25 protein-coding genes and 3 pseudogenes are annotated in these 22760 nt (G+C 69.5%); 17 read left to right on the plus strand and 11 right to left on the minus strand.

Translation table 11 applies throughout. The features are described 5' to 3' along the window. Positions 1–5 precede the first annotated feature (5 nt). Positions 6–995, plus strand: a complete 990-nt coding sequence (locus ABZT12_RS27650; RefSeq protein WP_356389499.1) for an aldo/keto reductase — start codon at positions 6–8, stop codon at positions 993–995. A 163-nt stretch (positions 996–1158) separates the two neighbouring features. Beyond that, positions 1159–1482: a hypothetical protein gene (locus ABZT12_RS27655; protein WP_356389623.1), complete on the plus strand. Its 324-nt coding sequence runs from the start codon at positions 1159–1161 to the stop codon at positions 1480–1482. A 24-nt stretch (positions 1483–1506) separates the two neighbouring features. Here ABZT12_RS27655 and ABZT12_RS27660 read toward each other — a convergent pair whose 3' ends face one another. From ABZT12_RS27660 to ABZT12_RS27680, 5 genes and pseudogenes are all read right to left on the minus strand, one after another. After that, positions 1507–1836, minus strand: coding sequence for a fic family toxin-antitoxin system, toxin component (locus ABZT12_RS27660; protein WP_356389501.1), 330 nt, complete (start codon positions 1834–1836; stop codon positions 1507–1509). 448 nt (positions 1837–2284) lie between these two features. Continuing rightward, positions 2285–3229 (minus strand): methyltransferase domain-containing protein, encoded by a 945-nt coding sequence (locus tag ABZT12_RS27665; protein ID WP_356389503.1) that lies wholly within the window; start codon positions 3227–3229, stop codon positions 2285–2287. Positions 3230–3359: 130 nt separating this feature from the next. Next, positions 3360–3554: a hypothetical protein gene (locus ABZT12_RS27670; RefSeq protein WP_356389638.1), complete on the minus strand. Its 195-nt coding sequence runs from the start codon at positions 3552–3554 to the stop codon at positions 3360–3362. A gap of 37 nt (positions 3555–3591) precedes the next feature. Beyond that, positions 3592–3777 (minus strand): annotated as a pseudogene (locus ABZT12_RS27675) (hypothetical protein); the annotation flags it as partial. After that, entirely contained in the window at positions 3725–3886 is a 162-nt protein-coding gene (locus ABZT12_RS27680) for a hypothetical protein (RefSeq protein ID WP_356389640.1), read from the minus strand. The pseudogene ABZT12_RS27675 and the gene ABZT12_RS27680, both read right to left, overlap by 53 nt. Positions 3887–3889: 3 nt before the next feature. Here ABZT12_RS27680 and ABZT12_RS27685 point away from each other — a divergent pair, with 3 nt between their 5' ends. The 13 genes from ABZT12_RS27685 to ABZT12_RS27745 all read left to right on the plus strand — a co-directional run bounded on the left by ABZT12_RS27685 (position 3890) and on the right by ABZT12_RS27745 (position 16829). Further along, on the plus strand, positions 3890–4237 hold the full coding sequence (locus ABZT12_RS27685) for a lytic polysaccharide monooxygenase (RefSeq protein ID WP_356389625.1): 348 nt from the start codon (positions 3890–3892) through the stop codon (positions 4235–4237). 352 nt (positions 4238–4589) lie between these two features. Beyond that, entirely contained in the window at positions 4590–5339 is a 750-nt protein-coding gene (locus ABZT12_RS27690) for an SDR family NAD(P)-dependent oxidoreductase (RefSeq protein ID WP_356389505.1), read from the plus strand. A gap of 517 nt (positions 5340–5856) precedes the next feature. Then, the gene (locus ABZT12_RS27695; RefSeq protein WP_356389507.1) at positions 5857–6696 is read left to right on the plus strand and encodes a helix-turn-helix transcriptional regulator; all 840 of its coding nucleotides are present in this window, start codon (positions 5857–5859) and stop codon (positions 6694–6696) included. A 240-nt stretch (positions 6697–6936) separates the two neighbouring features. Beyond that, the gene (locus tag ABZT12_RS27700) at positions 6937–7530 is read left to right on the plus strand and encodes a helix-turn-helix domain-containing protein (RefSeq protein WP_356389509.1); all 594 of its coding nucleotides are present in this window, start codon (positions 6937–6939) and stop codon (positions 7528–7530) included. Between the two features lie 106 nt (positions 7531–7636). Beyond that, positions 7637–8377 carry an NAD(P)-binding domain-containing protein gene (locus ABZT12_RS27705; protein WP_356389511.1) on the plus strand — a complete coding sequence of 247 codons (741 nt, stop codon included), beginning with the start codon at positions 7637–7639 and terminating at the stop codon, positions 8375–8377. A 160-nt stretch (positions 8378–8537) separates the two neighbouring features. Continuing rightward, positions 8538–9140 carry an NUDIX domain-containing protein gene (locus ABZT12_RS27710; protein ID WP_356389513.1) on the plus strand — a complete coding sequence of 201 codons (603 nt, stop codon included), beginning with the start codon at positions 8538–8540 and terminating at the stop codon, positions 9138–9140. 81 nt (positions 9141–9221) lie between these two features. Beyond that, on the plus strand, positions 9222–9671 hold the full coding sequence (locus tag ABZT12_RS27715) for a histidine triad (HIT) protein (protein WP_356389515.1): 450 nt from the start codon (positions 9222–9224) through the stop codon (positions 9669–9671). Then, the gene (locus ABZT12_RS27720; protein ID WP_356389517.1) at positions 9668–11287 is read left to right on the plus strand and encodes a phosphotransferase; all 1620 of its coding nucleotides are present in this window, start codon (positions 9668–9670) and stop codon (positions 11285–11287) included. The genes ABZT12_RS27715 and ABZT12_RS27720 overlap by 4 nt, the downstream gene beginning before the upstream one ends. 601 nt (positions 11288–11888) lie before the next feature. Next, positions 11889–12608: a polyprenyl diphosphate synthase gene (gene uppS, locus ABZT12_RS27725; RefSeq protein ID WP_356389627.1), complete on the plus strand. Its 720-nt coding sequence runs from the start codon at positions 11889–11891 to the stop codon at positions 12606–12608. After that, positions 12605–14074: an oxygenase MpaB family protein gene (locus ABZT12_RS27730; RefSeq protein ID WP_356389519.1), complete on the plus strand. Its 1470-nt coding sequence runs from the start codon at positions 12605–12607 to the stop codon at positions 14072–14074. Before uppS ends, ABZT12_RS27730 begins: the two co-directional genes overlap by 4 nt. A 198-nt stretch (positions 14075–14272) precedes the next feature. Beyond that, complete coding sequence (locus ABZT12_RS27735; RefSeq protein WP_356389521.1) at positions 14273–14617, plus strand: hypothetical protein; 345 nt, start codon at positions 14273–14275, stop codon at positions 14615–14617. 170 nt (positions 14618–14787) lie between these two features. Beyond that, on the plus strand, positions 14788–15963 hold the full coding sequence (locus ABZT12_RS27740; protein WP_356389523.1) for a protein-L-isoaspartate O-methyltransferase: 1176 nt from the start codon (positions 14788–14790) through the stop codon (positions 15961–15963). Beyond that, positions 15960–16829, plus strand: a complete 870-nt coding sequence (locus tag ABZT12_RS27745; RefSeq protein WP_356389525.1) for a methyltransferase domain-containing protein — start codon at positions 15960–15962, stop codon at positions 16827–16829. Before ABZT12_RS27740 ends, ABZT12_RS27745 begins: the two co-directional genes overlap by 4 nt. Positions 16830–16884: 55 nt before the next feature. On the opposite strand, the pseudogene ABZT12_RS27750 reads toward ABZT12_RS27745, so the two are convergent. The 6 genes and pseudogenes from ABZT12_RS27750 to ABZT12_RS27775 all read right to left on the minus strand — a co-directional run. After that, a pseudogene (locus ABZT12_RS27750) lies at positions 16885–17553 on the minus strand (IS3 family transposase); the annotation flags it as partial. Then, complete coding sequence (locus ABZT12_RS27755) at positions 17550–17717, minus strand: hypothetical protein (RefSeq protein WP_356389527.1); 168 nt, start codon at positions 17715–17717, stop codon at positions 17550–17552. The gene ABZT12_RS27755 and the pseudogene ABZT12_RS27750, both read right to left, overlap by 4 nt. A gap of 527 nt (positions 17718–18244) precedes the next feature. Further along, entirely contained in the window at positions 18245–18820 is a 576-nt protein-coding gene (locus ABZT12_RS27760; protein ID WP_356389529.1) for a hypothetical protein, read from the minus strand. A 20-nt stretch (positions 18821–18840) separates the two neighbouring features. Next, complete coding sequence (locus ABZT12_RS27765) at positions 18841–19059, minus strand: hypothetical protein (RefSeq protein WP_356389531.1); 219 nt, start codon at positions 19057–19059, stop codon at positions 18841–18843. An 83-nt stretch (positions 19060–19142) separates the two neighbouring features. Beyond that, a complete protein-coding gene (locus ABZT12_RS27770) occupies positions 19143–19418 on the minus strand; it encodes a hypothetical protein (protein ID WP_356389533.1) in 276 nt (91 codons plus the stop codon). A 174-nt stretch (positions 19419–19592) separates the two neighbouring features. Further along, positions 19593–20489, minus strand: a complete 897-nt coding sequence (locus ABZT12_RS27775) for an aminoglycoside phosphotransferase family protein (protein WP_356389535.1) — start codon at positions 20487–20489, stop codon at positions 19593–19595. Between the two features lie 1104 nt (positions 20490–21593). Between ABZT12_RS27775 and ABZT12_RS27780 the strand changes: the two genes are divergently transcribed. After that, entirely contained in the window at positions 21594–21929 is a 336-nt protein-coding gene (locus ABZT12_RS27780; RefSeq protein WP_356389537.1) for a hypothetical protein, read from the plus strand. Between the two features lie 314 nt (positions 21930–22243). Next, positions 22244–22708, plus strand: a pseudogene (locus tag ABZT12_RS27785) (DUF6233 domain-containing protein). The last annotated feature ends 52 nt before the right edge of the window (positions 22709–22760 follow it).

Consider the following 22760-nt stretch of genomic DNA (forward strand, 5'->3'; position numbering starts at 1 on the left):
ACGTCATGCAGCACCGGACACTGGGAAGCCGGGGTCTTGAGGTCTCGGCGATCGGCTACGGCGCGATGGGCCTGACGATGGCCTACGGGCCCACCGACGAAGAGGCCGGCGTCGCCGCCCTCCGCCGCGCGCGCGACCTGGGCGTCACCTTCTTCGACACCGCCGAGATGTACGGCTGGGGCACGGGATCCAACGAGATCCTGGTCGGCAGGGCGGTCAGGGACTTCCGTGACGACGTGGTCCTGGCCACCAAGTTCGGTGTCGACATGTCCGTGCCTCCCGAGCAGATCGGAGGCGCACTCAACAGCCGGCCCGACAACATCCGCCAAGTCGCCGACAACAGCCTGGGCTACCTCGGTGTGGAACACATCGATGTCTTCTACCAGCACCGCGTCGACCCCCAGGTGCCCATCGAGGAGGTCGCGGGCACCGTCAAGGAGCTGATCGACGCGGGCAAGGTGAAGTACTTCGGCCTCAGCGAGGCCGGACCCGAGACCCTCCGCAGGGCGCACGCCGTGCAGCCGGTCGCCGTCCTGCAGACCGAGTACTCCCTGTTCGAACGGGACGTCGAGCAGCTCTTCCCGGTCCTCGACGAACTGGGCGTCGGCCTCGTCGCCTACTCACCGCTCGGCCGCGGCTTCATCACCGGCACCGCCAAGCCCGCCGGCGAATACGACGTCACCGACATACGCAACGCCGACCCCCGCTGGCAGCCCGGCAACTTCGCGAAGAACGTCGAGGCCGTGGGCAAGCTCGGCGACCTGGCCGCGACCAAGGGCATCACCGTCTCCCAGCTGGCCCTGGCCTGGCTGCTCACCCGGGGCGAGCACGTCGTGCCGATCCCCGGCACCCGCAGCGTCCAGCGCATCGAGGAGAACGCCGGCGCCGTCGACGTTCCTCTGACCGGGGCCGACCTCGCCGCGATCGACGAGATCCTGCCGCACGGTGGCTTCGGCGCCCGCTACTCCGAGGACCAGGCGCCCGTCTGGATCTGAGTCCGCCCCTGGACCCTAGCCGAGCTGTTCGACGGGGTGCATGATGCCGTCATCGCCCTCGCTGGCGCGATCCCGCACAGGGCCGCCGGTGTCGGGATGGACCAGGGAGACCGCGATGGGGTCGGGGCCGTGATCGTCGGCGGGGCGCATTGCCGGCTACCGCATCGGTCCGTTCGAGAGCGAGTGCGGCCTCGCCCAGCACCCCGCCGTTGCCGAGTGCGGCGCCATCGGCGCACCCGACGACATCCGCGGCGAAGTCATCGAGGCGTACATCGTCCTGCGCGACGGGCACCCGGTGCGCCTCGGCTGCCGCGTACGACGAGCCGAGTGCTGCCGGATACGGGAAGGAACTCGTCGACGCTCAGGGCGAAGGCGTGCAGATCGTCGAGACCAAGCTGGGACGGTCGTCCGAGCCGACAGCGTGATGTGGCCCCCGGAGGGGCAAGGATTTCCACTCTCCACCTGCTTACCGACCGGCGAGACTTGAGGTGATCACCGGCCGGTCCGGGACTCAAGGTTTCCCGGTACGCAGGAATGAGGCGATCCGGTTAGCGGTGCAGCGCGCGTTGTTCAACTCATGGGTGAGCGCGGTGAGCTGTTCGCGGGTGGGGTTGACGGGGATGTTGCCGGCTTCGAGATACATGACGGCGACGGCACAGGCGACGGTCAGGTTGGAGCGCTCCAGCCAGCGGCGGCGGCCCAGGGTGTGAACCAGGGCGGCGGCGCGGGTGTATGGGCCGTCGTAGACGGAAGTCTCGATGAGTTCCCCCCGGTGGCGGGCGACGGCGGCGATGGGCACGCCGTAGTCGTCAGGGGCAGGGTCAGCCGCGTCGCCGTACACGTGCGCGAGGCAATCGCACGACACGGCGGACGAGTTGAACTCGGTGGACGCGGGCGCGTACGACAACGACAACAGGGCCTCCCGGCATCGCTCGGTCAGATTCGCATCCCCGAGCTACCGAGAGGCTCTGCCCTCATGCGCGAACAGCCAGAAGATCACCCGACCGGGAGTCCCAGTTCGACCTGCACCGTCCATGATCGGTTGAGATACGGCTCCTCAAATTCCAACGCGATCACCGGCTACGAAATCCTGGAAGAGCCGGTGAGCGTACAGACCTCCGAATCAACAGCTCCGCCAGAGTCAACAGAACGTAGTCGATGACTACAAGTTGCTACTCGGGATCTCGGCACAGCACTACGAGTTCCGGGCCCAGTCGGTCGGCCGCTCGGCTTGGTGGGGAGCAGCGGAAACGTCAATGCACCCGCTTCACCGGAGCGCGATGGCGCGGTTACGACGCGGACGCGGCGCGGTCGGGGCGGCGGCCGGCCACGAGTATCGGGCCGCCGGGCACCGTGGGGATCTCGCGCAGGTCCTGGAACCCAAGGTCACCCAGCGCCTCGATCATCCGGGGCGCGGTCAGGGCGCTGCCGCCGCTGCGCGCCGCAGTCCAGTCTGCGACGGCCGCGAGCAGCGGCTCGTGCGGTGCTGGGTTGGTGCCGGCCACCAGCCATCCCCCTTCGGTGAGGGCGGCCGCCAGGTGCGGGAGACACGCCTGCAACGCGTCGTTGGAGAGGAACGGCGCGGGCAGCCAGATCAGGTCGTAGAGATCCCGTTCGCGCAGATCGACGGCGTCCTGATGCCGCAGTTCAATCCGGTCAGCGCCGGGCCCCGCCCCATCCAGTTCCCGGCGGGCCAGCCGGATCGCCCGCTCAAAAATGTCTATCCCGGTCACGTGGACGTGCGGAAGATCCTGGGCCAGCGCGAGGGCGAGCGCCCCGGTCCCGGTGCCGATGTCCAGGACCCGGCTGCCCGGGGTGGCGAGACGGTCGGCCAGTCCCGGCAGGGAGGGCACGACGCGGGTGGCGAGCGCGTGCCCGGTGAACGCGGAGGCACGTCCCTGATCGAGCAGTACGTCGTCGCTCTGCGCGTCCCACCCCGTCACGGCCTCGCCGCTGGCGGCGGCGACCGCCTGCCGCATAGAGCTGAGCCGTGCGGACGCCGCATTGGAGGAGGCGGGACCGACCTGCAATGCGGGGACTGCGACCACGCCATTCCCCTCGCGGCGCACCACGCCTGCGGCCTCCAGCACCACGGTGCGCGCCGGGTCCGCAGCCAAGGCTTTCTCCAACGAGCCCGTCCCGATCTCCCGCAAGGTCGCGACCACTGCGGCAAGCGCCCACACCTGTCCTTCCAGTATGGCCACCGGATCGCTCTGCTCGACGTTGTCGTTCATGCCTCACCCTTTGTTCGATACGCCGCGGGCCAGACCCAGACCGGCCGACTGGGCCAGCGGGTGCGAAGTGGGGACGTTGTGACGGTCATCAGGGCCCCGTGGCCCGCAGTTTCGCGGTTCACCCTAACAATCACGCCTCGTCCCCCATCACCGAGCACTTCGCAGTCGGCACCGGCGCCGACGCCGCCCTCCCCTGTGGGACGGCGCAGGGACTGACTGCCGCCCGGGGTTGTTCCTCGGAGGCGGCCGGGTCGCGCAGCGGACGCAGCAAGCCGTCGCCGTGGGAGCGGACGATCGGGTAGCGGCCGTGGATTAACGTGTTCATGGACCGAAGGAGAGAGCCGTGAACGGATCTCCTGCGAGATGGTCAGACCGCCGGCCTCCAGCTCTTTGACGGCGGCGTCCATGTAGACGGTGTTCCACAGCGTATTTGGGGCTGACAGATGATCCTGACCGATTGCCAAGAAAGTTGGACGGGGCCGGGGAGCTGACAGATCAGGTGCTCGGTCGGTCGCGGCGAAGCTCTGCTCGACGCTCCTCGACGACATCCATCGCTTCGTGGATCGTGCAGCCTGACGCGTCCCGGTACGCCTTGATCGCATGGATGATCCGGCCGCTCAGGATCTCGTGGTCCACGTCCTCTGGCACGTCATTCATGGGATGACCGTACCGAGGCGTTCAACCGCGCCGGTCAATATCACCTGGCGATCGGTCAAGATTACGCGTCAGAGGACAGGCTCCACCAGGGCGACGGAGGCGTGGTGCGCCAGCTCCACCTCGCAAGCGCACACCCTCACAACTCCCCTTGCCTTCGAGACCAAGCCCTTCCACAGCGTTGAGCTGACCGAACAGCCCTACTGGGAATACCCGCTCGCCACGGGCAACCCCACCACCCACACCATGCGTCTGCCCGAGCGCCGCGCCGGTCACCATGTCCTGCTTGCCGTCTGGGAGGTCGGCGACACCGGCAATGCCCTCTACCAGGTCATCGACCTCCAGTTCACGTAAAACAACCGCGCTCCAAGGCGCGAACGTGTCCCGGCCACGCCACAACGGCAGGGTCGGCGCACCCCGTTGACCGGCGTGCAGGGCCGGTGATCCAACTTCGGTGGCAATCGGTCCGGCTTCCCTGTCATAAGACACCGTGACACCAGCCCGATGCGGCGCGGTGAGGCCGGCTTCAGCGAGGACCACGCTCGAGCGCTGGTATGCGGAGAGGCAGAGCGTTCGGTCGCGGCCTGGCTCAGCCAGGGACCGCCGATCCATGGACAAGCCGTCCTCTCCCGCCCCTGCACGGGCGCCCCTACGGTCGAGGCTGCGGGCGCTCACCGGCCCGCCGTACCGAAGGAGCAAGACCCCCATGAAGATCACCGGCAACACGATCCTGATCACCGGCGGAACCTCGGGCATCGGCCTCGGTCTGGCCCTGCGCCTGCACGAGGCCGGCAACAAGGTGATCGTCGCCGGCCGGCGCAAGGAGCTCCTCGACGAGATCACGGCCGAGCACCCGGGCATCGACGCGCTCGTCCTCGACATCGCCGACGCCGACTCGATCGCCCGGGCCCGCGAGACCGTGGCGGCGAGCCACCCGGATATGAACGTCCTCGTCAACAACGCCGGCATCATGCTGCGCGAGAACCTCCTCGACCCGGCCGAACTCACGGTCGCCGAGGACCACGTCACCGTCAACCTGCTCGGCACGATCCGGATGACGTACGCCTTCCTGCCGCTGCTGGTGGGCAAGGACGACGCGGTCGTCATGAACGTCACCTCGGCGCTGGCGTTCGTCCCGTATCAGAGCACCCCGACCTACAGCGCGACCAAGGCCGCGCTGCACTCCTTCTCCGAGAGCCTGCGCATCCAGCTCGCCAGTGCTGACGCGGGCGTCCAGGTGATTGAGGTGGTCCCGCCGGGCGTGCGCACGACGCTGCTGGGCCAGGAGGACAGCGAACACGCCATGCCGTTGGACGACTTCCTCACCGAGGCTCTCGACCTGCTGCGCGAGAAGCCCGACGCGAAGGAGATCGTTGTCGAGCGCGCGAGGTTCATCCGCGACGCGGTGGCCACAGGCTCCTACGACGATGTCCTCGCCATGATCGCCAGCAGCTGACCGACCTGTAGTGACCGACGCGGAACAACAGCAAGCGGGCAGGTCCTGTTGGGCCACATCATGGACGAACGCGAGCTGGAACGCCCCGGGGGAGGGCCTCACCGAAGGCGCGGAACGGTGAGGGAGCATCTTCGGCGTCGCCACACTCGTCGCACGGCCGGCGCCCCGGCTCCGTCCTGAGTGCCGTCGGGAAGGCGAGCGCCTGGCCGACACGGCGCACATCGTCGTCCGCCGGCCCGGCCGCGAGGTCCGCGGCCGTTCCCAAAGCGTCGGGCGCCGTCGACGGGGGACCGTCGCCGCAGGCCGCCTCCCATACCGGTGGCCTGCGGCGTGCCGCCGACGGCCAGCGCATTTCCCAGTGGGTCATGCAGGTCAAGGGCTCAACGGGTCTTCCTGCCGCGAGCGGCCTCGGCATCGGCCTCACTCATGGGCGGCTTGGCGCGGGTGGGAGAGGAGTGCTCAGCCATGGATTGGCGGTCTCTGGATAGGCGGCCGGGATACGGCGAGGATGGGCGGCATGGACAAGAAGGAACTGGCGGAATTCCTGCGCCACCGACGTGAGACGCTGCGGCCCCGCGACGTCGGACTGGTCGAGGGGCCGCGCAGGCGTACCCAGGGACTGCGCCGCGAGGAGGTCGCGCAGCTCGCCGGCATGTCCACCGACTACTACGCCCGGCTGGAACAGCAGCGTGCCCCGCAACCTTCCGTCCAGATCACCACGGCGCTGGCCCGGGCGCTGCGGCTGACCCTGGACGAACGCGACCATCTCTTCGTCCTCATCGGCCACAACGCTCCGGCCCGCTTCCAGCGCTCCGAGCATGTCAGCCCGCCGCTGATGCGGGTCCTGGACCGTCTGGACGACTCCCCGGCCATGGTGCAGACCGATCTGTTCGACACTCTCGCGATGAACCCCTTGGCCGTGGCGCTGCTCGGCGACCAGACCCGCCGCACCGGTCTGGCCCGCAGCGGGTACTACCGCTGGTTCATGGACCCGGCCGAACGTTTGATGGTTCCCGAGAAGACCCACGAACGCCACGGCCGTGCCCAGGCAGCGCGCCTGCGGGCCGCGCTGACAGCCGGCAGCGACACCCCCCGAGCCGCCCGGATCCTCGCCGACCTCCAGGAACACAGCCCCGAGTTCGTCCGCATGTGGGAACTTCAGGAGGTCGCACAGACCTACGACGACTGCAAGACCATCCTTCATCCCGAACTCGGCCGCATCGACGTCGACGCTCAGGTCCTGTTCACCGAGAACCGTGCCCAGAGCCTGGTGGTGCTGACCACTCGCCCCGGCACCGAGAGCCACAGCAAACTCGAACTGCTCTCCGTCATCGGACACCAGCAGCTCACCCTCTGACGTCCTGGACCGGGTACCGGGCCGGGCTCGGCGCGGGAGGGGCCGGACAAGGGCACGCTGGAACGGTGCAGGCCCGCACCTGCGATCTACGGCCAAATATGTTGGCCCCCCTGCGATGTCCGGGCTCCGCGCTCAGGCCGCCGGTTTGACCGGACGCTGCCTCCGTTTTACTCTCGACTAAGTACGGAGGCAGCATCCGTTTTGATGCGGCCGCAGGATCACGAGAGGCAGGAGGGGCTCATGAGCGCCGGTGAACAGCGGGGACGCAGGCCCCGCGCGGATGTTCAGCGCAACCGCGCTGCCCTCTTGGAGACCGCGCAGCGTCACTTCCTGCAGCACGGGGTCGGCACTTCCCTCGAGGCGGTGGCCAAGGAGGCGGGCGTCGGGCCCGGCACCCTGTACCGGCACTTCCCCACCCGGGAGGCACTGCTGGCGGCCGTGCTGCAGACACGCTCCGAGGAGCTGGTGACCCGCCAGGCGGACATCGAGCAGCTCGGCGACCCGGCTGAGGCGCTGGAGCAGTGGCTGCGGGCGATGGAGGAGTACTTCAGCGCCTTCAGCGGGCTGCCGGACCCGCTCATGGCCGCGGCCCGGGCGCAGGGGCCAGACAACCCGCTCACCATTCCCTGCGACATCCTCATCACCGCCACCGACCAGTACGTGCGAGCCGCACAGCTCGCGGGGCACGTGCGCGCGTCGGTGCGGGGCAACGACCTATTCCTCGCCGCCTGCTCCATCGCCTGGATCAAAGGCAACGGCGCCGAAAAGGAGTCGCTCGACCGGCTCCGCATGCTCATCGCGAGCGGCTACCGCCAACAGGACACCCAGGCGTAAACCGCCGGGCACCCCCCCCCGGCCCCCGCAACGCCAGGCGGCACCACGAACCGGCCATCACATCGCGCTGCCCTCAGGGGTAGCGCAACCTCTGGAGGAACAAATCATGAAAATTTCTGTCATAGGTGCCGGCGCCATCGGCGGGAACCTCGCTGCCAAGCTCAGAACGGCCGGTCACGACGTCCAGGTGGCCGACGCCCGCGGCCCCGAGGCCGTCCGGGCGGAGGTGCTGGAGTCCGGGGCCCGCGCGGTGGAGCTCTCCGACGCCACCGTCCAGGGCAGGGACGTCATCGTCCTGTCGATCCCGTTCGGGGTGGCGGGCCAGCTGGCGAACCTGTTCGCGTCGGTGCCCGACGAGACGGTGGTCATCGACACTTCGAACTACTACCCCGGCATGCTCAGCGAGCCGATCGAGGCAGTGGACAGCGGCCAGGTGGAGAGCGTATACACCGCCGAGCTGCTGGGCCGCCCCGTGGTCAAAGCGTGGAACGCCGCGCTGGCCGAAACCCAGCGGACCAAGGGTGTTCCGGCGGGAACGCCCGGCCGCCTCGCCGTCCCCGTCGCCGGCGACTCCGAGGAGGCGCGGAAGGTGGCCATGAGCCTGGTGGACGACACCGGCTTCGACCCCTACGACGCCGGCACGCTGGCAGACTCCTGGCGCCAGCAGCCGAACAGCCCCGCCTACTGCACCGAACTGACCCTCGACGAACTGCCCGCAGCCCTGGCCGCGGCCGACCGCGCCAAGGACGCGGCCATCCGCGACAGCCTCCCGGAACGCATCGCCGCCCTCGGTACCAACCCCACCGTCGACGACGTCGTCGAAATGAACCGCGCCGCCCACCGCTGAGACACCCGACGCGGCACTCGTGCACCCAACGGCACGAGGGCGGCAGCACGGGGCGTCACGAACACACAAAGACGAAGACGAAGAGCGCACAGTCCCCCACGCGGCAGCCCCGGCACCCCGCTGCCTGCGAACATCCGCAAGCCTGCAGGTATCCGCAAGAGTGCAACTCGAAGGCGTCCTGCTGCAGTGGTTCACCCCCGACATGCTGGACCGGCTGCCTTTGAGCTCCGGCCTCGGCGACCTGATCCGACGGCACGCGGCCGAGCATCCCCCGGCCGGCAGCCCGCCGGACCGCATCCGTCCCCTGCACGAAGAGGCCCCGGAAGGAACCGAGCTCCACATCGTCGATGTCCACCTTCATCTCCAGGACGAACAGGGCCGGATCCTTCTCGGACTGCGCCACCCCGACTCGGCCTTCGCGCCGGACGAGTGGCACTTTTTGGCAGGTCACTGCGAGAGAGAAGATGCCATCAGTTGCCTGGTGCGCGAAGCCCAGGAGGAGGCCGGGCTGATCATCGAGCCCGGTGACGTCGAGCTCGTGCACGTGGTCCACCACGTCGGTTCACCGACGGCGCGGGCACGGATCGCGCTCGTCTTCCGGGCTCGGACCTGGGCTGGAACCCCGCAGCTCCTGGAGCCCGACCGGTGTGTGGCCTGGGAGTGGTTCAGCCCGCAGGCCCTTCCGGCACAGGTCGTGCCGTATACCCGCCAGGCGATCGAAGGCATCACCGCGGGCCGTCCTTACACCCAGACGGGCTGGTGAGGACCTGTGACGCTTCCACCGACACCCAGTACTTCCTGGCCTGAACACTTTCTCGCGCACCGCGCCGGCCACGACTGCCCGATGTGCACCAACGACTGGACGACTGACGACATCGGGTGGGGATTGGTGCTGCACCGTGGCGAAGTCTCGCAGTCCTACCTCTGGCGCTCCGGCCAGGTCCGGGGCTACTCCATCACCATCGTGACCGCGCGCCACGTCGCCGAGCCCACCGAACTCACCGGCGACGAGGCCGCCGCCTTCTGGCGCGACACCCTCACCCTGGGCCGAGCCCTTGAGAGGCACTACCAGCCGCTGAAGATGAACTACCTCCTGCTCGGAAACGCCATTCCCCCCCCCGCCCACCAGCATGTGGTTCCGCGACGCGAGGCGGGTGTGGACCCGGCGCCGGGCGGCCCCTTGCCGTTCGACGTGCTCGACTTCGGGCGCCAGGACGAGGACCAACTGCAGGCGGACGCCCGAGCACTGCGCCAACTGCTGGACGGCCCCGGCAAGCCTGAGGTGGGGCGATGAGCGCGCAGTCCGACGTCATGGTGGTGGCGGGAGTCCTGGCGCTGCACTACTGCATCGTCCCGACCGACGTCTGCGAGGGCCCGTCAGGGACCGCCACGTCCAACTATGTGGCCAGGGACGGCGACGGCCGCCGATGGTTCGTGAAGTCCTACCCGGAGCACGTTGGCCTGGACTCCGAAAGGCGCGCCCTGGAGCTGGCCGAATTCGCCGCGCTCGGCGAGGTCCCGGTGCCGGTGATGCGCCGCACCCTGGACGGCAATCTCATCGCCGTGGACGGCGGGATGGCGGTATCCGTCGCGGCGTTCGCCGAGGGCGCCGAGACAGCGGGAGACGGTCTGTACGGCGCACGGTGGGGCGCCGTCGGCGCGACCGTGGGCCAGCTGCACCGCACGCTCGCGCGGCATCCGGACGGGCCGCCGCGCCGCGCCCCGTCCGAGGAAATCTGCGACGTCCAGCGCGGCCGACAGCTCCTGGAACGGCTTCTCGCCCGCTATGCGAAGCAACCACCGAGTTTCCCGTTCGGCCCGTGGGCGAGAGACACCGCCCAACAACGACTGGACGAACTCCCCGCCACGACAACCATGCTCGAAACACTCCCGGCGACCCTCGCCACGCAGATCGTCCACGGCGACCTGTCCTCCCTCAATCTGATACTGAGAGGCGAGAGCGTCGCCGCGGTCATCGACTTCCGGCCGCCGGCGCACCGCAGCCCGATGTGGGAGCTGGGACGCATCGTGCTCGATCCGCGCACCGTCCTGGGCGCCCCAGACTGGCCCGCAGGGCTGGCCACGGCCGTCGCCGCGTACCAGGAGACCAACCCGGCCATGCCGGTCGAGGACCTCCTGACGGTGCCCCGGGCGGCGGCCGGATACCTGGCCGGCTCGGGGTACCCGCTCTCGGAACCGCTGGACGACCCACCCGCGGTCACCCCTGAACTGGAGGCGTACGGGCGGCCCGCCACGAGGCCCTGGGTGTGCTGTGCGCCCGCCTGGACGAGGCGGAGGAGGTGCTCTGTGACCCGCTCTGCTGACTCTCCCGCTCAGCTCCAGCCATCGCTGTGGCGGCACCGAAACTTCCGAACGTTCCTGATCGGGCAGAGCGACGCCAGCGTGACCGGCAGCTCGATCAGCTCGATGGTGATCCCGGTAATCGCCGTCCTGGAGCTGCACGCCACCACCTCTCAAGTGGCCTGGCTGGCGTTCCTGGGACTGCTGCCACCCGCGGTGCTCGCCCTGCACGCAGGGGCACTCGCCGACCGCCACTCCAAGCAACGCCAAATGATCATCGGGGATCTGGTCAGTGCTGGGGCTCGGCGCCTTGGGCGCGGCCGCCGGCGCGCTCCTCGCCCCTGCCCTTGCGCGGCGGATCGGGCCCGGGCCGATGATGCTGGCCGCGCTCGGGATCACGCCGGTGACCCAGATTCCGCTGCTGCTCGCCTCTCCCGGCCTTGGCTGGCAGATCGTGATCGGTGCGGCGCTGTTCGTGCAGTTGGCGTGCGCCGGGGCGGCGGGCACCACCCAGCGGTCGATCCGTCAGATCATCACCGATTCCCGCATGCAGGCGCGGATGCAGGCGGTGAGCACGTGGCTGACGGCGGGCGCCCGGCCGGTCTGTAGGTTCCGCGATTCCGTGGACATTTCCGCGTGATCATGGACAACGGTAACGTTCAGTAGCGGTCAGTTGATGACGGTTAACGATCCTCCGGCTTGGGGCGGCGCGTTCTTTTTAGCGCCGCCGCCATCGAGCTGATCTTCCAGCGAGTCGGCCTTCCCCGCCGACCGCCTGAGCGTAGACCGCATCGTGGACGGGGACCGGCACAGCGCCGCCCCATCCGGCTGATGTTTCCCCCACTCCCCTTGCTGCACCCGTTGACAAGGAGCCGGGTGGTGCTGGCGCGGACGAGGTCGTCGATCGCGGTCAGCGGAGAAGCTTCCGCCGGAACGCGGGAATCGGCCATACGAGCCAAGGGTGACAGTCACCCGATTGGCCCGTCAGGAATCTTTCGCGCCGTCAGACTCTGGGAGGGAACGCGCCGGTGGGGCGCGGGTACGGACGAGACGGGGTGGGCGTGACCGAGCGCGGTAGGGCCGACCGTGCCGTTCCGGGGGGAGAGGGCTGGGCGTGACGGACCACGGCGTCCCGCACGCCCGCCCGGCGACGAAGGACCGGCCGGGCGGGCAACAGGACGGCGACGAGCTGCGGCAGGACGACAGGCCGGTGCGTGCGGTGCCGCGACACGTAGCCTGCGTCATGGACGGCAACGGCCGCTGGGCGCAGCGGCGTTCGCTTCCCCGGACGGCGGGCCACCGGGCTGCGGAGACGACGGTCATCGACATCATCGAGGCGGCCCGGGCCGCCGGTGTCGAGTGGCTCAGCCTGTACGCCTTCTCCACCGAGAACTGGAACCGCCCCGGCACAGAAGTCGACTATCTGATGCGCTTGGTCCGCCGAATCGTGCGGAAGCATGCGCCGTTGCTGCTGGCCCGTGGCATCCGCTGTCGCTTCCTCGGGGTCGCTGACCCGCGTATCCCCCGTGAACTGGCCCGAGACTTCGACGATCTGGCTGCGCTGACCGCCGACAACCGCGGGATGACGCTGACCGTGGCCTTCGACCACGGCGGCCGCCGGGACATCGTGGAGGCCGCAAGGTCGCTGATCCGCAGCAAGACCCCCGCTGATGAGGTGACCGAGCGGCTCTTCGGGGACCACCTGCCGTTCCCCGACACCCCCGACGTGGACCTCGTCATCCGCACCTCCGGCGAGCAGCGCATCTCCAACTTCATGCTCTGGCAGGTTGCCTACGCCGAGTGGGTCTTCCCCGAGGTGCTCTGGCCGGACTTCCGAGCCCCCGAGTTCCTCGCGTGCCTCCATACCTACCGGCGCCGCGACCGCCGCTTCGGCGGCGTGCCGCCCCAGACGAACGGAGACCCATCATGACCACCGAAACCACGGACACGGCCGACGAGGCACCCCTGTTCGGCCCGGAATCGCAGTTCAGCGCCTTCTTCGACGACCCCCGCTGGGCGTTGGCCATGATCCGCGCCACCGTGTTGGAAGCCGCTCACCCGCAGATCGGCGCTGCCCTCGTCGACAATTCCACCTTCGTCGCCCACCCCTGGCGCCGGCTGCGCAACACCTTCCTCAGTATGCGGCGCATGTTCGGCACCGACTTGGCGGAGCGTGAACGGGAAGCCGCCCGGCTCAACCGGCTGCACGCCCGCATGAGTGGCTCCGACTCCCGCGGCCGCGCCTACGACGCGATGGACCGCGCGACCCGGGCCTGGGTGGTCGCCACCCTCTTCGAGAGCGCCGTCACCATGTGCCGGCTGAGCGGCCAGCCGCTCGACCAGGACACTATGGAGCGGATGTACGCCGAATACCGCGCGTTCCTCGCCGCGCTCGACGGTGACGCCGCAGAACTCCCCGAGGACCTGAATGAATTCTGGCGATACTTCGACCGGGTCGTCGAAAACGAGCTCGAGAACACCGAAGCGGCCCGCGTCATCCTCTACCGGCTCTTCGACCACCTGCCCGCCCCGGCACTGCTCGACGGCGCGCCGACGCTGTGGGCGGCGGGCCGGGCCGTCGCCGGCCCGCTCCTCGGCGCGATCACCGTCGCCTCGCTCCCCGATTCATACCGACGCAGGGCAGGGCTGCCGGAGATGCCCGGTGGCCAGACCCTCATGCAGGGTGCCTACCTCGCCGCCGGGCTCGCCCGCTTCCTGCCCGAGGGCTGGATCAACGCCGAAAGCATCATCGAAGTCCTCTCCCTCTCGCCTGGCAGCGACGACCCCCGCGCCCGCACCGTGGCCGCCCTGCGCGCCCGCATGAAGCGGGCGTCGGCCCTGCTCCGTCTTCTCACACCACTGGGCGGCGACGCCGACCCCGGCCCGGACCCGGCGCCTTCCGCGCACTCGGGTGAGGGCCGACGTTCGGCGGGGGAGTTCTTCCGCCAGGTGCTGGACCAGACCGGCGACGGCCACCTCAACTGGCCTGACCTCGCCGCCATGGCCCGCGAACTGTCTACCCGCCTGGAGCTGGACGAGCCCGAGGAGACCCGGCTCTACGACGCCTTCGCCGCCTGGTGGCGCGAACTCCAGGCCGCCCTCGACACGGACGGCGACGGCCGCGTCAGCGCCGACGAGTACGCCGCCGCCACCCCCTCCCTCGCCGGACCCGCGCTCATCCGCGTCGCCGAGGTGCTCTTCGACGCCACCGACAAGGACGAAAGCGGGAGCATCGATGCCGATGAGTACCGGACCCTCTTCCGCACCGCCTTTCACCGCGACCTCAACCCCACCGACGGCGCCTACGGCCGGAGCACCTTCGTGGGTGACTTCCTCTCCTTCATGTCGGGCCGCCGCACGAGCACCCCGTACGACCCCCTTCTCGCCGACGCCTAACGAACTCGCGCACGTGGCGGCCACGGCTGCACGCTCCTGACTCCACGTCCGGACTTGCGGCTCAGGTACCCGCGAGACTTCCACGGCGGCTGGGCCTCGTCAACGCGCGCTTCTCGTTGGGATTTGGGGGGCCGGTCAGTTCCTGCCGCCGCGGGCACCTCAACGGGGCATCCTGCTCGTGATCAACACCCCCGAGCAGTGCTCACCGCACGCGGAATCCGACGTTTCCGCAGGACGCAGTGCTCACGGAACCGCGGTCCCTACACGGTCGGCGCGCTGCTCGCCGGCGCGCTGGGGACGTGGGTCGGTGTCCGGGCCGCCCTGGTCATCGGTGCCTTTCTGCTCACCGTGCCGCTCCTGGTCCTGGCCCTCTCTCTGCTGCGCGGCCTGCGGCAGATGCCCGGCGCCCCGTACGAGCGGGAGGAACCCGCGCCTGCCGAAGAACTCCCGCGCCCCCGCCCCCCGCCTCAGGTTCTGGCCCTTGGAGCGGCGGCCACCGCAGACATCCGCCGTGAGAGCTCGTTGGACGGAGGCGCCACATGACGGACCTGAGCACCGGGGACACCACGCGAAGGCCCGCTTCCCCAGCTGCCCACGCTCCAGCGACGCCCACCAATGCGGCCCCCTTGCACACGGAGACGGCAGGAGTCACCGGGTCCGCAGACAGCCGCGATGCCCGGGGTGATCGCGACGGTGCTGCGGCCCGGGCTGCGATGGTCGCCCGCCTGGAGGAGACCGGCGATCTGGCAGCCGGCCCGGTCCGCGACGCCCTCCTGACGCTGCCCCGCGAGGTGCTGATGCCACAGGCCTACGTACGTCGCAGTGCGCCGGAAGAGGAGCCGCCGCGATGGGACCTGCTGGACTGGTCGGCGCCGCAGGATCGCCCCGAGCTGCTCGGGCTGTTGTACTGCGGGGCCAGTGTGCTCGTCCAGCACGACGGGGAGCCGTTGCTGGGCCGGGCGCGCGGGACGCGGTCGGGGGCGTCGATCACGTCGATGTCGACGGTGATGGGTCTGACCGCCTCGCTGCTGGAGGAGCTGGATCTGCGTCCGGGTCTGCGGGTGCTGGACGTCGGGACGGGCACGGGGGTGACCGTCGCGGTGGCCTGCCAGGTCTGCGGTGACCAGGGGGTGGTCTCCCTCGACCGGGACCGGCACCTCACCGACGCGGCCGCGGCCCGGCTGGCCGATCTCGGCTTCCGTCCGGAGGTGGTCTGCGGGCCAGGCGAACAGGGCGTTTCGGGGTGGGAGTTCGACCGGATCTTCGTGTCGTACACGGTGGAGCGCGTGCCGACGGCTCTGGTCGAACAGCTCGCTCCCGGGGGCAAGCTGCTGGCGCACGTGAGCAGCGCGTCCCCGTCGTGGCCCGGCCTCGCCGTCGTCGAGCGCACTGCCGACGGTCAGATCACGGCGGAGCTGCGGGCCGTGGAGTTCGCCCACCGTGCCGGGCACGGCGTGGCGCGGATCTGGCTCACGCAGGAGTTCCGGCAGCGCATGGCCACCGAGCCGGGCACATGGACCCAGCGGAGCATGCTGGCGCCGCCCGCGGACAGCGACCGCGGTTTCTGGCTGGTGGCCGACCATCTCCTCGGCGGTGGGCTGGTCAGGGACTTCGGCGCCGAGCACCTCGCGATCGGCGCGCCCGGCTGCGGATCCTGGATGCGCGCGGAGCCGGTGGGCCACCGGCGCTGGAGCGTCACCGTCATGGGGCCGCGGGACATCTGGAAAGAGATCCAGGACCTCGCCGACCGGTGGCGGGCCGCACGCTCCCCCGACCGCTACCGCCTCCTTTTCGACGCGGACGGTAGGCAGCGGGCCGCCTCCGCGTGCGGGCGCCTGTCCTGGCAACTACCCGCCACCCACCCGCTCGATGAGGGAGCCACTTCGTGACCTACCCCGACGGTCCCTTTCCGGGCCTCCCACCGGAGCAGGAGGGAATATTCGAGGCCGCGGCCTCGACCTACGCCCGCCACCGTCCAGGCTTGCCGGACGCGGCGGTGCGCCTGCTCGCCGACGCGCTGCGGAGCCGGCGGTCACCGGTGCTGCTCGACCTGGGCACCGGAACCGGGCAGGTGCCCTTCGCGCTCCTGTCGGCCGGCGCCGGCCTGACGCACATCGAAGCGGTCGACGTCAGCCCGCAAATGCTGCGTCAGGCCGGGCAAGCCCTCAATCCCGTGCTCGGCCGCTGCACCCTCACCCTGGTCCACGCGGCGGCCGACGCCTACGAGCCGCTCGCGACGCTGCCGGGCGAACCGGATTCCGGCCCGGACCTGATCACCTGCTGCCGGTCCTACCACTGGATGAACGGTGAGGCGGTCCTGGAGATGGCAGACCGGGTCGCCGCACCGGGTGCCACAGTGGCGATCATGGGTGACGGGAGCCTGTGGACCCACGACGCCGACTGGACCCGTGCGCTGCGCGAGTTGATCCAGCGCTACCTGGGCGCCGAGCGCTGGGCGGGCGCCCGCCGTACCTACGCCGAGCCCCGCCGCTCGTACGAGGAGGACCTTGCCGCCTCGGCGTTCAACGACGTCACCGAACACCATTTCCCCGTGACCCGCATCTGGGCGCCGCGGGCGGTACTCGGCTACCTGCGCACCACGTCCTTCGCCGGGGCTGACCTCTTCGCAGAGCGGCATCAGGCGTTCGAGAACGAGGCCCTCGCACTTCTCCACGCGCACGCGATGGATGGGTCTCTGGTCGAGGAGACGACGTTCGGGGTTCTGCTCGCCCGACGTCCGGAGGGAGCGCGATGAGCGGCGGGCAGCGGCACACCGAGCCGGTGGACGTCCACCTGACCCAGCATTGTCCGGTGCGGCCGGCCGATAGCTGGACTCCCAACTGGTCTGCCAGTGAGGAGAGTTGCTGACTGGTGTATTGACAGCCGCGGTCCGAGTGGAAGATCACCGGACTGGTGGGGCGACGTTGCCGGCAGGCGTTCGTCAGGGCATCGGCGACGAGATCGGTCCGCAAATGATCAGCCGTTGCCCAGCCGACCACGCGGCGGGAGGCGATGTCGATGACAGTGGCCAGGTAGAGCCAGCCCTCGTCCGTGGCGATGTAAGTGATGTCGCCGCACCAGCGGGTATTGAGCCCGCCCGGGTCGGGCTTGAAGTCGCGGACGATGAGATCGGGCCGCAGAACAGCCCGCGGATCGGGGACCGTCGTCAGGTGCCGCCGTCTGCGATGCCTGCCCTGCAGGCCGGCTGCCCGCATCAGCCGCGCGACCCGGCGCCGCCCGCACCCGGCACCCGCCCGCTTGAGCACGGCATGGACGCGCGGGGCACCGTAGGTTCCCCGCGATCGCGTGGGGACATCGGCGATCTGTGCCGCCAGCTCGGCGTCACGGACCGCGCGTGGACCGGGCGTGCCGGTGCGGCGGGCATAGAAGGCGGTCCGGGAGACCTTCAGCAGCTCACACGCCCGTTTCACGCTGTGACCTGCACGCTTCTCCGCCTCGATGAACGGGTGCACCGTCACCGGCTCTCCTTCGCGAAGAAAACCGTCGCACGCTTGAGGACCTCCACGTCCTCACGCAGCTGGCGGTTCTCCCGCCGCAGCGCGGCCAGTTCCTCGCGTTCACTGCTGGTCAGGCCGTCCCGCTCGCCCGCGGCCACCTCGGCCTGCTTCACCCAGTCGCGCACCGCGGTCTCGGTCAGATCGAAGTCCCTGGCGATCTGACCGACCGAACGGTCACCACGCCCGGCACAACTCGACGATCTCCGCCTTGAACTCCGGCGTGAACGAACGACGAGGCCGAGGCTTCTTCTTCCCCATGCTCTCCATGATGGACATCCTCCCGGGCCAGAACCCCTGATCTCAGATGTCCGTCAAAGCGGATCAAGCCCAGGGGTGGCGTGCCTGGCCGCGGGGAAGCCGTGTGCCCGGGCCCATCTGAGGACATCGCGGGCGGCGACTCCGACGCCCCAGCGGTCCGCCTGTTGGCCCTCTCGACTCCCGCTGAGATAGAGCGAGACGAAGGCCGCGGACGCCCCGCTGTGGCGGCGCGGCAGCTCCGCGAGCGACAGCAGGAGCAGGTACAGACGCAGCGGCGCCGCATGAGACGGGGTTCTTCCGCACCGACGCCCAGGAGATCGGCGACGTCGTCGGGCAGGTGCTCCAGCGCGGCGATCATGTGTTCCCGTTCGGGGCCTCGCCGGGGCTTGGACTCCTACACCAGAACGACGCGCTCGTCGTCCCGGGCACCCTCTGGGTGAAAATGGGCGGCAGGCCAATTGGCGACGGTGCCGAAGTTCTCCTGGGTCAAAGCGGTCAACAAGAGACAGAACGCGGTCGCGTCCGACCTGGTCAGACACAGGCTCGCAGCCAGGCGGCGAGAACCGCCGCCGCGCAGCACCGCGGCCGTGTAGTCACCCGAGCGTGGCATACGCGGCAAGTCGGCGGTCCGGTCGAACAGGTCCAGGAGCGCGCCCTCCTCCGCCTCATCCCGGCTGAGGCTCGGATCGCCACCTCGCCACCGTGCCAGAAGGCGGCGTCCGGACCCGATCCGCTCCCGAGCCAGGCGGACGTCCCTGCGCGCCGCCGTCATGATCGCCTGCCAGTCCTCGTCCTCATAGGCACCGGGGCTTACCTCCTCCGGCTTCTTCACACGGATGTCGAAGAGAGCCTGGAGTGCTTCCTCCGGCAGTTCCGGGTCGTCCCGCAGTGCGGCCCGCAGCCTCTTGAGAGCGGAATACTGTCGCGTGGGACGGTCGTCGTAATACTGCACGAACGCGCGGATGTGCACGTCGGCCAGCTCCCCCGGACTCACTGGCTGGGGCAGGAACCGGTTGAGAGCTCGCGCAAATCCTGCAGAGTCTCGAAGTGCCCGCCGGCCGCCCTGAGCCGCTTGACCGGGGTACGGGCCGGGCCGACGAGACGGCTGAAACACCTGGCCAGCCACTGCTGCAGCTCGGGCGCCACCTCGCAGGTGGAGAAGTCGTAGGCCTTGAACCGATCGCCGGACTCCTCCAAAAACCGCACCATCGTGCCGGATCCCTCCGGCACAATGCCGCGCTGCGGTGGCTCCTACGCGGCCGACGGCAGACTCGCTCGCCGTCCACCCCGGCTCATCGGGTAACCTCCACTGCCGTCAGGACGACCCCGGTGGCGGCAACGGCGGTCCGGACTTGAGCCTCCAGTGCCGTCTGCTCGTCCTCGTCGAGCAGTGCCATCAGGTAGTCGACGTGGAGCCCGGTGAATGGCGCCAGATAGTGATCGCGCGTCGTGTCCGGGTGGCTGTGACCCATCAAAATCGACAGGGCGTACCAGACGTCACCGAACTGGTCACGAAGGTCCTTGAGCTGCTCGTCGGTGTATCCGTCCAGATGCGGCTGCCACACCATGGACAGCACCAGGTACCAACGCAGGGCGAACGAGTGGCGGATGTCCCGTCTCTGGTGATCTGGTGATCTGGTCCCATTCGCTCGTCATCTCAGATGAACGGGTCCGGTGGTGCTGCTGTCGGTGGGGGCAAGCGATCGTCCTGGTCACGGCCTGCAACCGGGGCGACACCACTATCACTGCATCGATTCCAGAATGCGGTCGAGTGTCCGGCGTCCCATCCCGCTCATCGTCGGATTGCTCTCGACGTAGTACCAGACAACACCCATCGCCTGCTGGAACGCCCATGCTCTGCCGCGCTCCCACTCCAGATCGTCACAGTCCAGTGTCCGCCGGAGCACTTCCCGCGGCCCCTGCTGTAGCAGGTGCCAGGCACTGACCAGATCCAGCGCGGGGTCGGCCGGCCCGAAGCCGCCGGTGTCGAGTACGCCGCTGAGCCGGTCTCCCGCGACCAGTACATTGCCGGGAATCAGGTCACCATGGCTCATCACGTCGGCACCCGTGCGTGGCAATTCCCGGAAGTGGCTCCACGCCTGGCGCAGTCGGGGCACGTCGAGCAGCCCCTTACTCTCCTCGAAGCACTTCGCCATCCAATCGTCATGGCGAGCGAGAACGCCGCCACGACCCTCGCCGCTGAACAGCCGCCCCCGCGTCTCGGCGTCCCGCAGGGCAGCGATGAAGGCCGCAAGATCCTCGGCAAAAGCGTCCGAGCCGCTCGGGTCGGCATCAAAGGCGACCGTTCCCGGCACCCATGTCTGGACCGACCACGGCATGGGGTGACCCGCTCCGGGCTTTCCCAGGGCGGCGGGTTCCGGGGTGGGGAACCGGGACACCTGTGCCAGCTCCGCGCTCGCCTGGGCTTCCTGTTCCAGAACCGCCAGCGCCTCGGCGGCATCGGCCAGGCGCAGTGGGAAACGCGCAGAGAGGTCGTTCCCGATGCGGAAGATGGCGCTGACCGTCCCGGTCGACGACAGGGGTTGGATCGCCTTGCCGCTCCACTGAGGGAACTGTTCTTGGATCAAGGTCGCAACGATTTCGGTGGTCACGTCCACTTGGTCATCGTGCATGGTCATTCTCGCAGGCCCCTCCACCAGTCCCATTCGAATCGCCGGAAGCAGACCAGATCAACCGAGACGACAGCCAGTATTCATACGCCAGGGTCCAGATCAACTGAGATTTTCGGCCACCCTGGTGTCTCAACCGTTCTGGTCGCCCCAGGTCACAGCCGCGGCTTCGGACCAGATCACTTGCGACGGGACAAGAGACAGGCAACGCGCACACCGGGCACCGGGCACCGGGCACCGGTCTGACCCCACACGATCCCGCCCCGGATCAGTTCCAGGCTGCTCGTCACGGCCCGCTGATAGATGGCGTTGTAGCGCTGGATGCGCCGCCAGTGACGGCTGCGACACGTCGGACCGCAGTAGCGGCGGCGGGGGCCGGCATCACGGGGCAACGGTGAACGGCACTGCGCACACCGACGCAGGGGCGGCTTCCTGGGCACATCCGCCAGCGTCCTCCCGGAACCGTTCCGGGACGGCGTGAACGCACAAAACAGCCGCTTGCCCTACAACTTGCTCGTCAACTTGCCTCACCCGCCATGGCACAGGAAGCCGGTCAAGGGGTCTGACCTGCCGGTCAAGGGGCGCGCCGAGAGCGGCCGGGACGCCGACTACTTCTGTACAAGGGGGTCCCGCACGCCGTACGGCCCCGGTCCCCGCCGTCCCAGCGCCTCTTCGCAGGGTCTGCGATTCCGTGGTCGGGCCGGCCGTGGTCGGGCTCATGGGCGGCCCAACCACGGCCCCCACCATGGTGGTCACGGCGCCAGAGGCCCGCGGCGGATCGTGGAAGACGCCGGCCTCCCGTACGAGAGCCTGTCCGAGGACATCGCCGAAGCGATCGGCCACCAGGAGTCCGGCAGCTGGAGGCCGCGCTGGAGGACCGGGTCGTCGGACAGGACCGGCTGGTCGACGCGGGCCGACAGCTCCGCCCGGTAAACGGTGCCGTTTTCGACGGCGTCGTGGACAGCCAGGAAACATCGGCTGGTGCGGGCAGGTTCAGCTCGTACCCGGGGCAAACCACTCCGGTGAGGGCGCCGGTGAGCGATCCGCTGATCCCACACCTCACGGACTCGCGCCGCCCGGTCCATGTACTGCTGCCGTAGGGCGACGCGGTCGGTGTCGGCGCCCGCCACCTTCTCCAGCGTTCCGGTGAGGTCCTGCCACCCGTGGGGCCTGCACGGCAACAACTACTCTGTGGTGGAACGTCAAGCAGCCGCGTTCCTGACCCTGACACTCCGCAATGGGCAGGAAGCCCGGCAGGATGCCCGGGCAGGGTTCCCTACCGATGACCTTGAGGAAGACGAAGCCGCCGACCTCTGCACGACCCTGGTGGAGCACATCGCCCAGGCCGCCGACGAAGACGGCCCCCGCATGGTGTGGATGGCTCGCGATGAGGACGTCAAGGGTGTGCTGTGGAAGCACGGCCCCCTGATCGATCGCAGCGCCCGCTGATCATGCCCAGAGGCGCGTCCTGCCCGGTCCTCCCGAGTGGAGGGTCGGGCCCGACGGGCGTGCGAGCGCCCGGCTCAGCGGGTCTCGATGTTGCCCTGCGGGCGCACAACCCTGGTGCCGGTAGGAGTCGTGTCGTTCCACTTGCCGGTCCCGATCACGTCGGGTCGGTGTAGATGTCGACGATGTCGGGCTGCGGCGCCGGGGCGGGGGCAGGGATTGAGAGCCTAGAAGCGGGTTCGGTCCGGCGGCTGCATACGGTGGGAGCCGTGACCACGCCATCCGACGACGAAGCCGGCCCCGTACCGGTACGGGTCGTGCTGCCCGCCGATCCTGTGCTCGGGACCGAGCAGCAGGAAGTCGTGGCGCGGCTGTGAAGACGGCGGCAGACGGAGACGGGCTGGCTGTACCTGGTAGGGCTGCCGTCGTTCCGAGATTGCGAGGACGGCGGTGTGGAGGCGGCGGAGTACCGGGTGTGGGTGCTCGCTCCCGACCACGTACGGCCGGTCGGCGGCGTCGACTACGAGCAGGTCGTCACCGAGAAGCTGAAGCGGTCACCGCAGTCGGTGGTCCGTGAAGTCCTCGGGGAGCACCGGCCTTCGGGGTGGGTGCTGGCGAAGGTGCGCGAGGGCCGCGGCCCGGCCCGCTCCGTCCTGCACGCACCGGACTGCGAGGAAGCACCGGCGGGTGCGCCGCTGCTCGATGTGGACCGCGCCCTGGACGCGGCAGAGCACCCGGGCACCCGGCTGTGCACGCTGTGCGGAGCCGCCCAGGTTCCATAGCGACAAGGCTGTTGTAGGAGGCGGGTGTTCACTCGCCGCGACGCCGGTGCAG

Source organism: Streptomyces sp. NPDC005423, assembly GCF_040606415.1.
GTDB lineage: Bacteria > Actinomycetota > Actinomycetes > Streptomycetales > Streptomycetaceae > Streptomyces.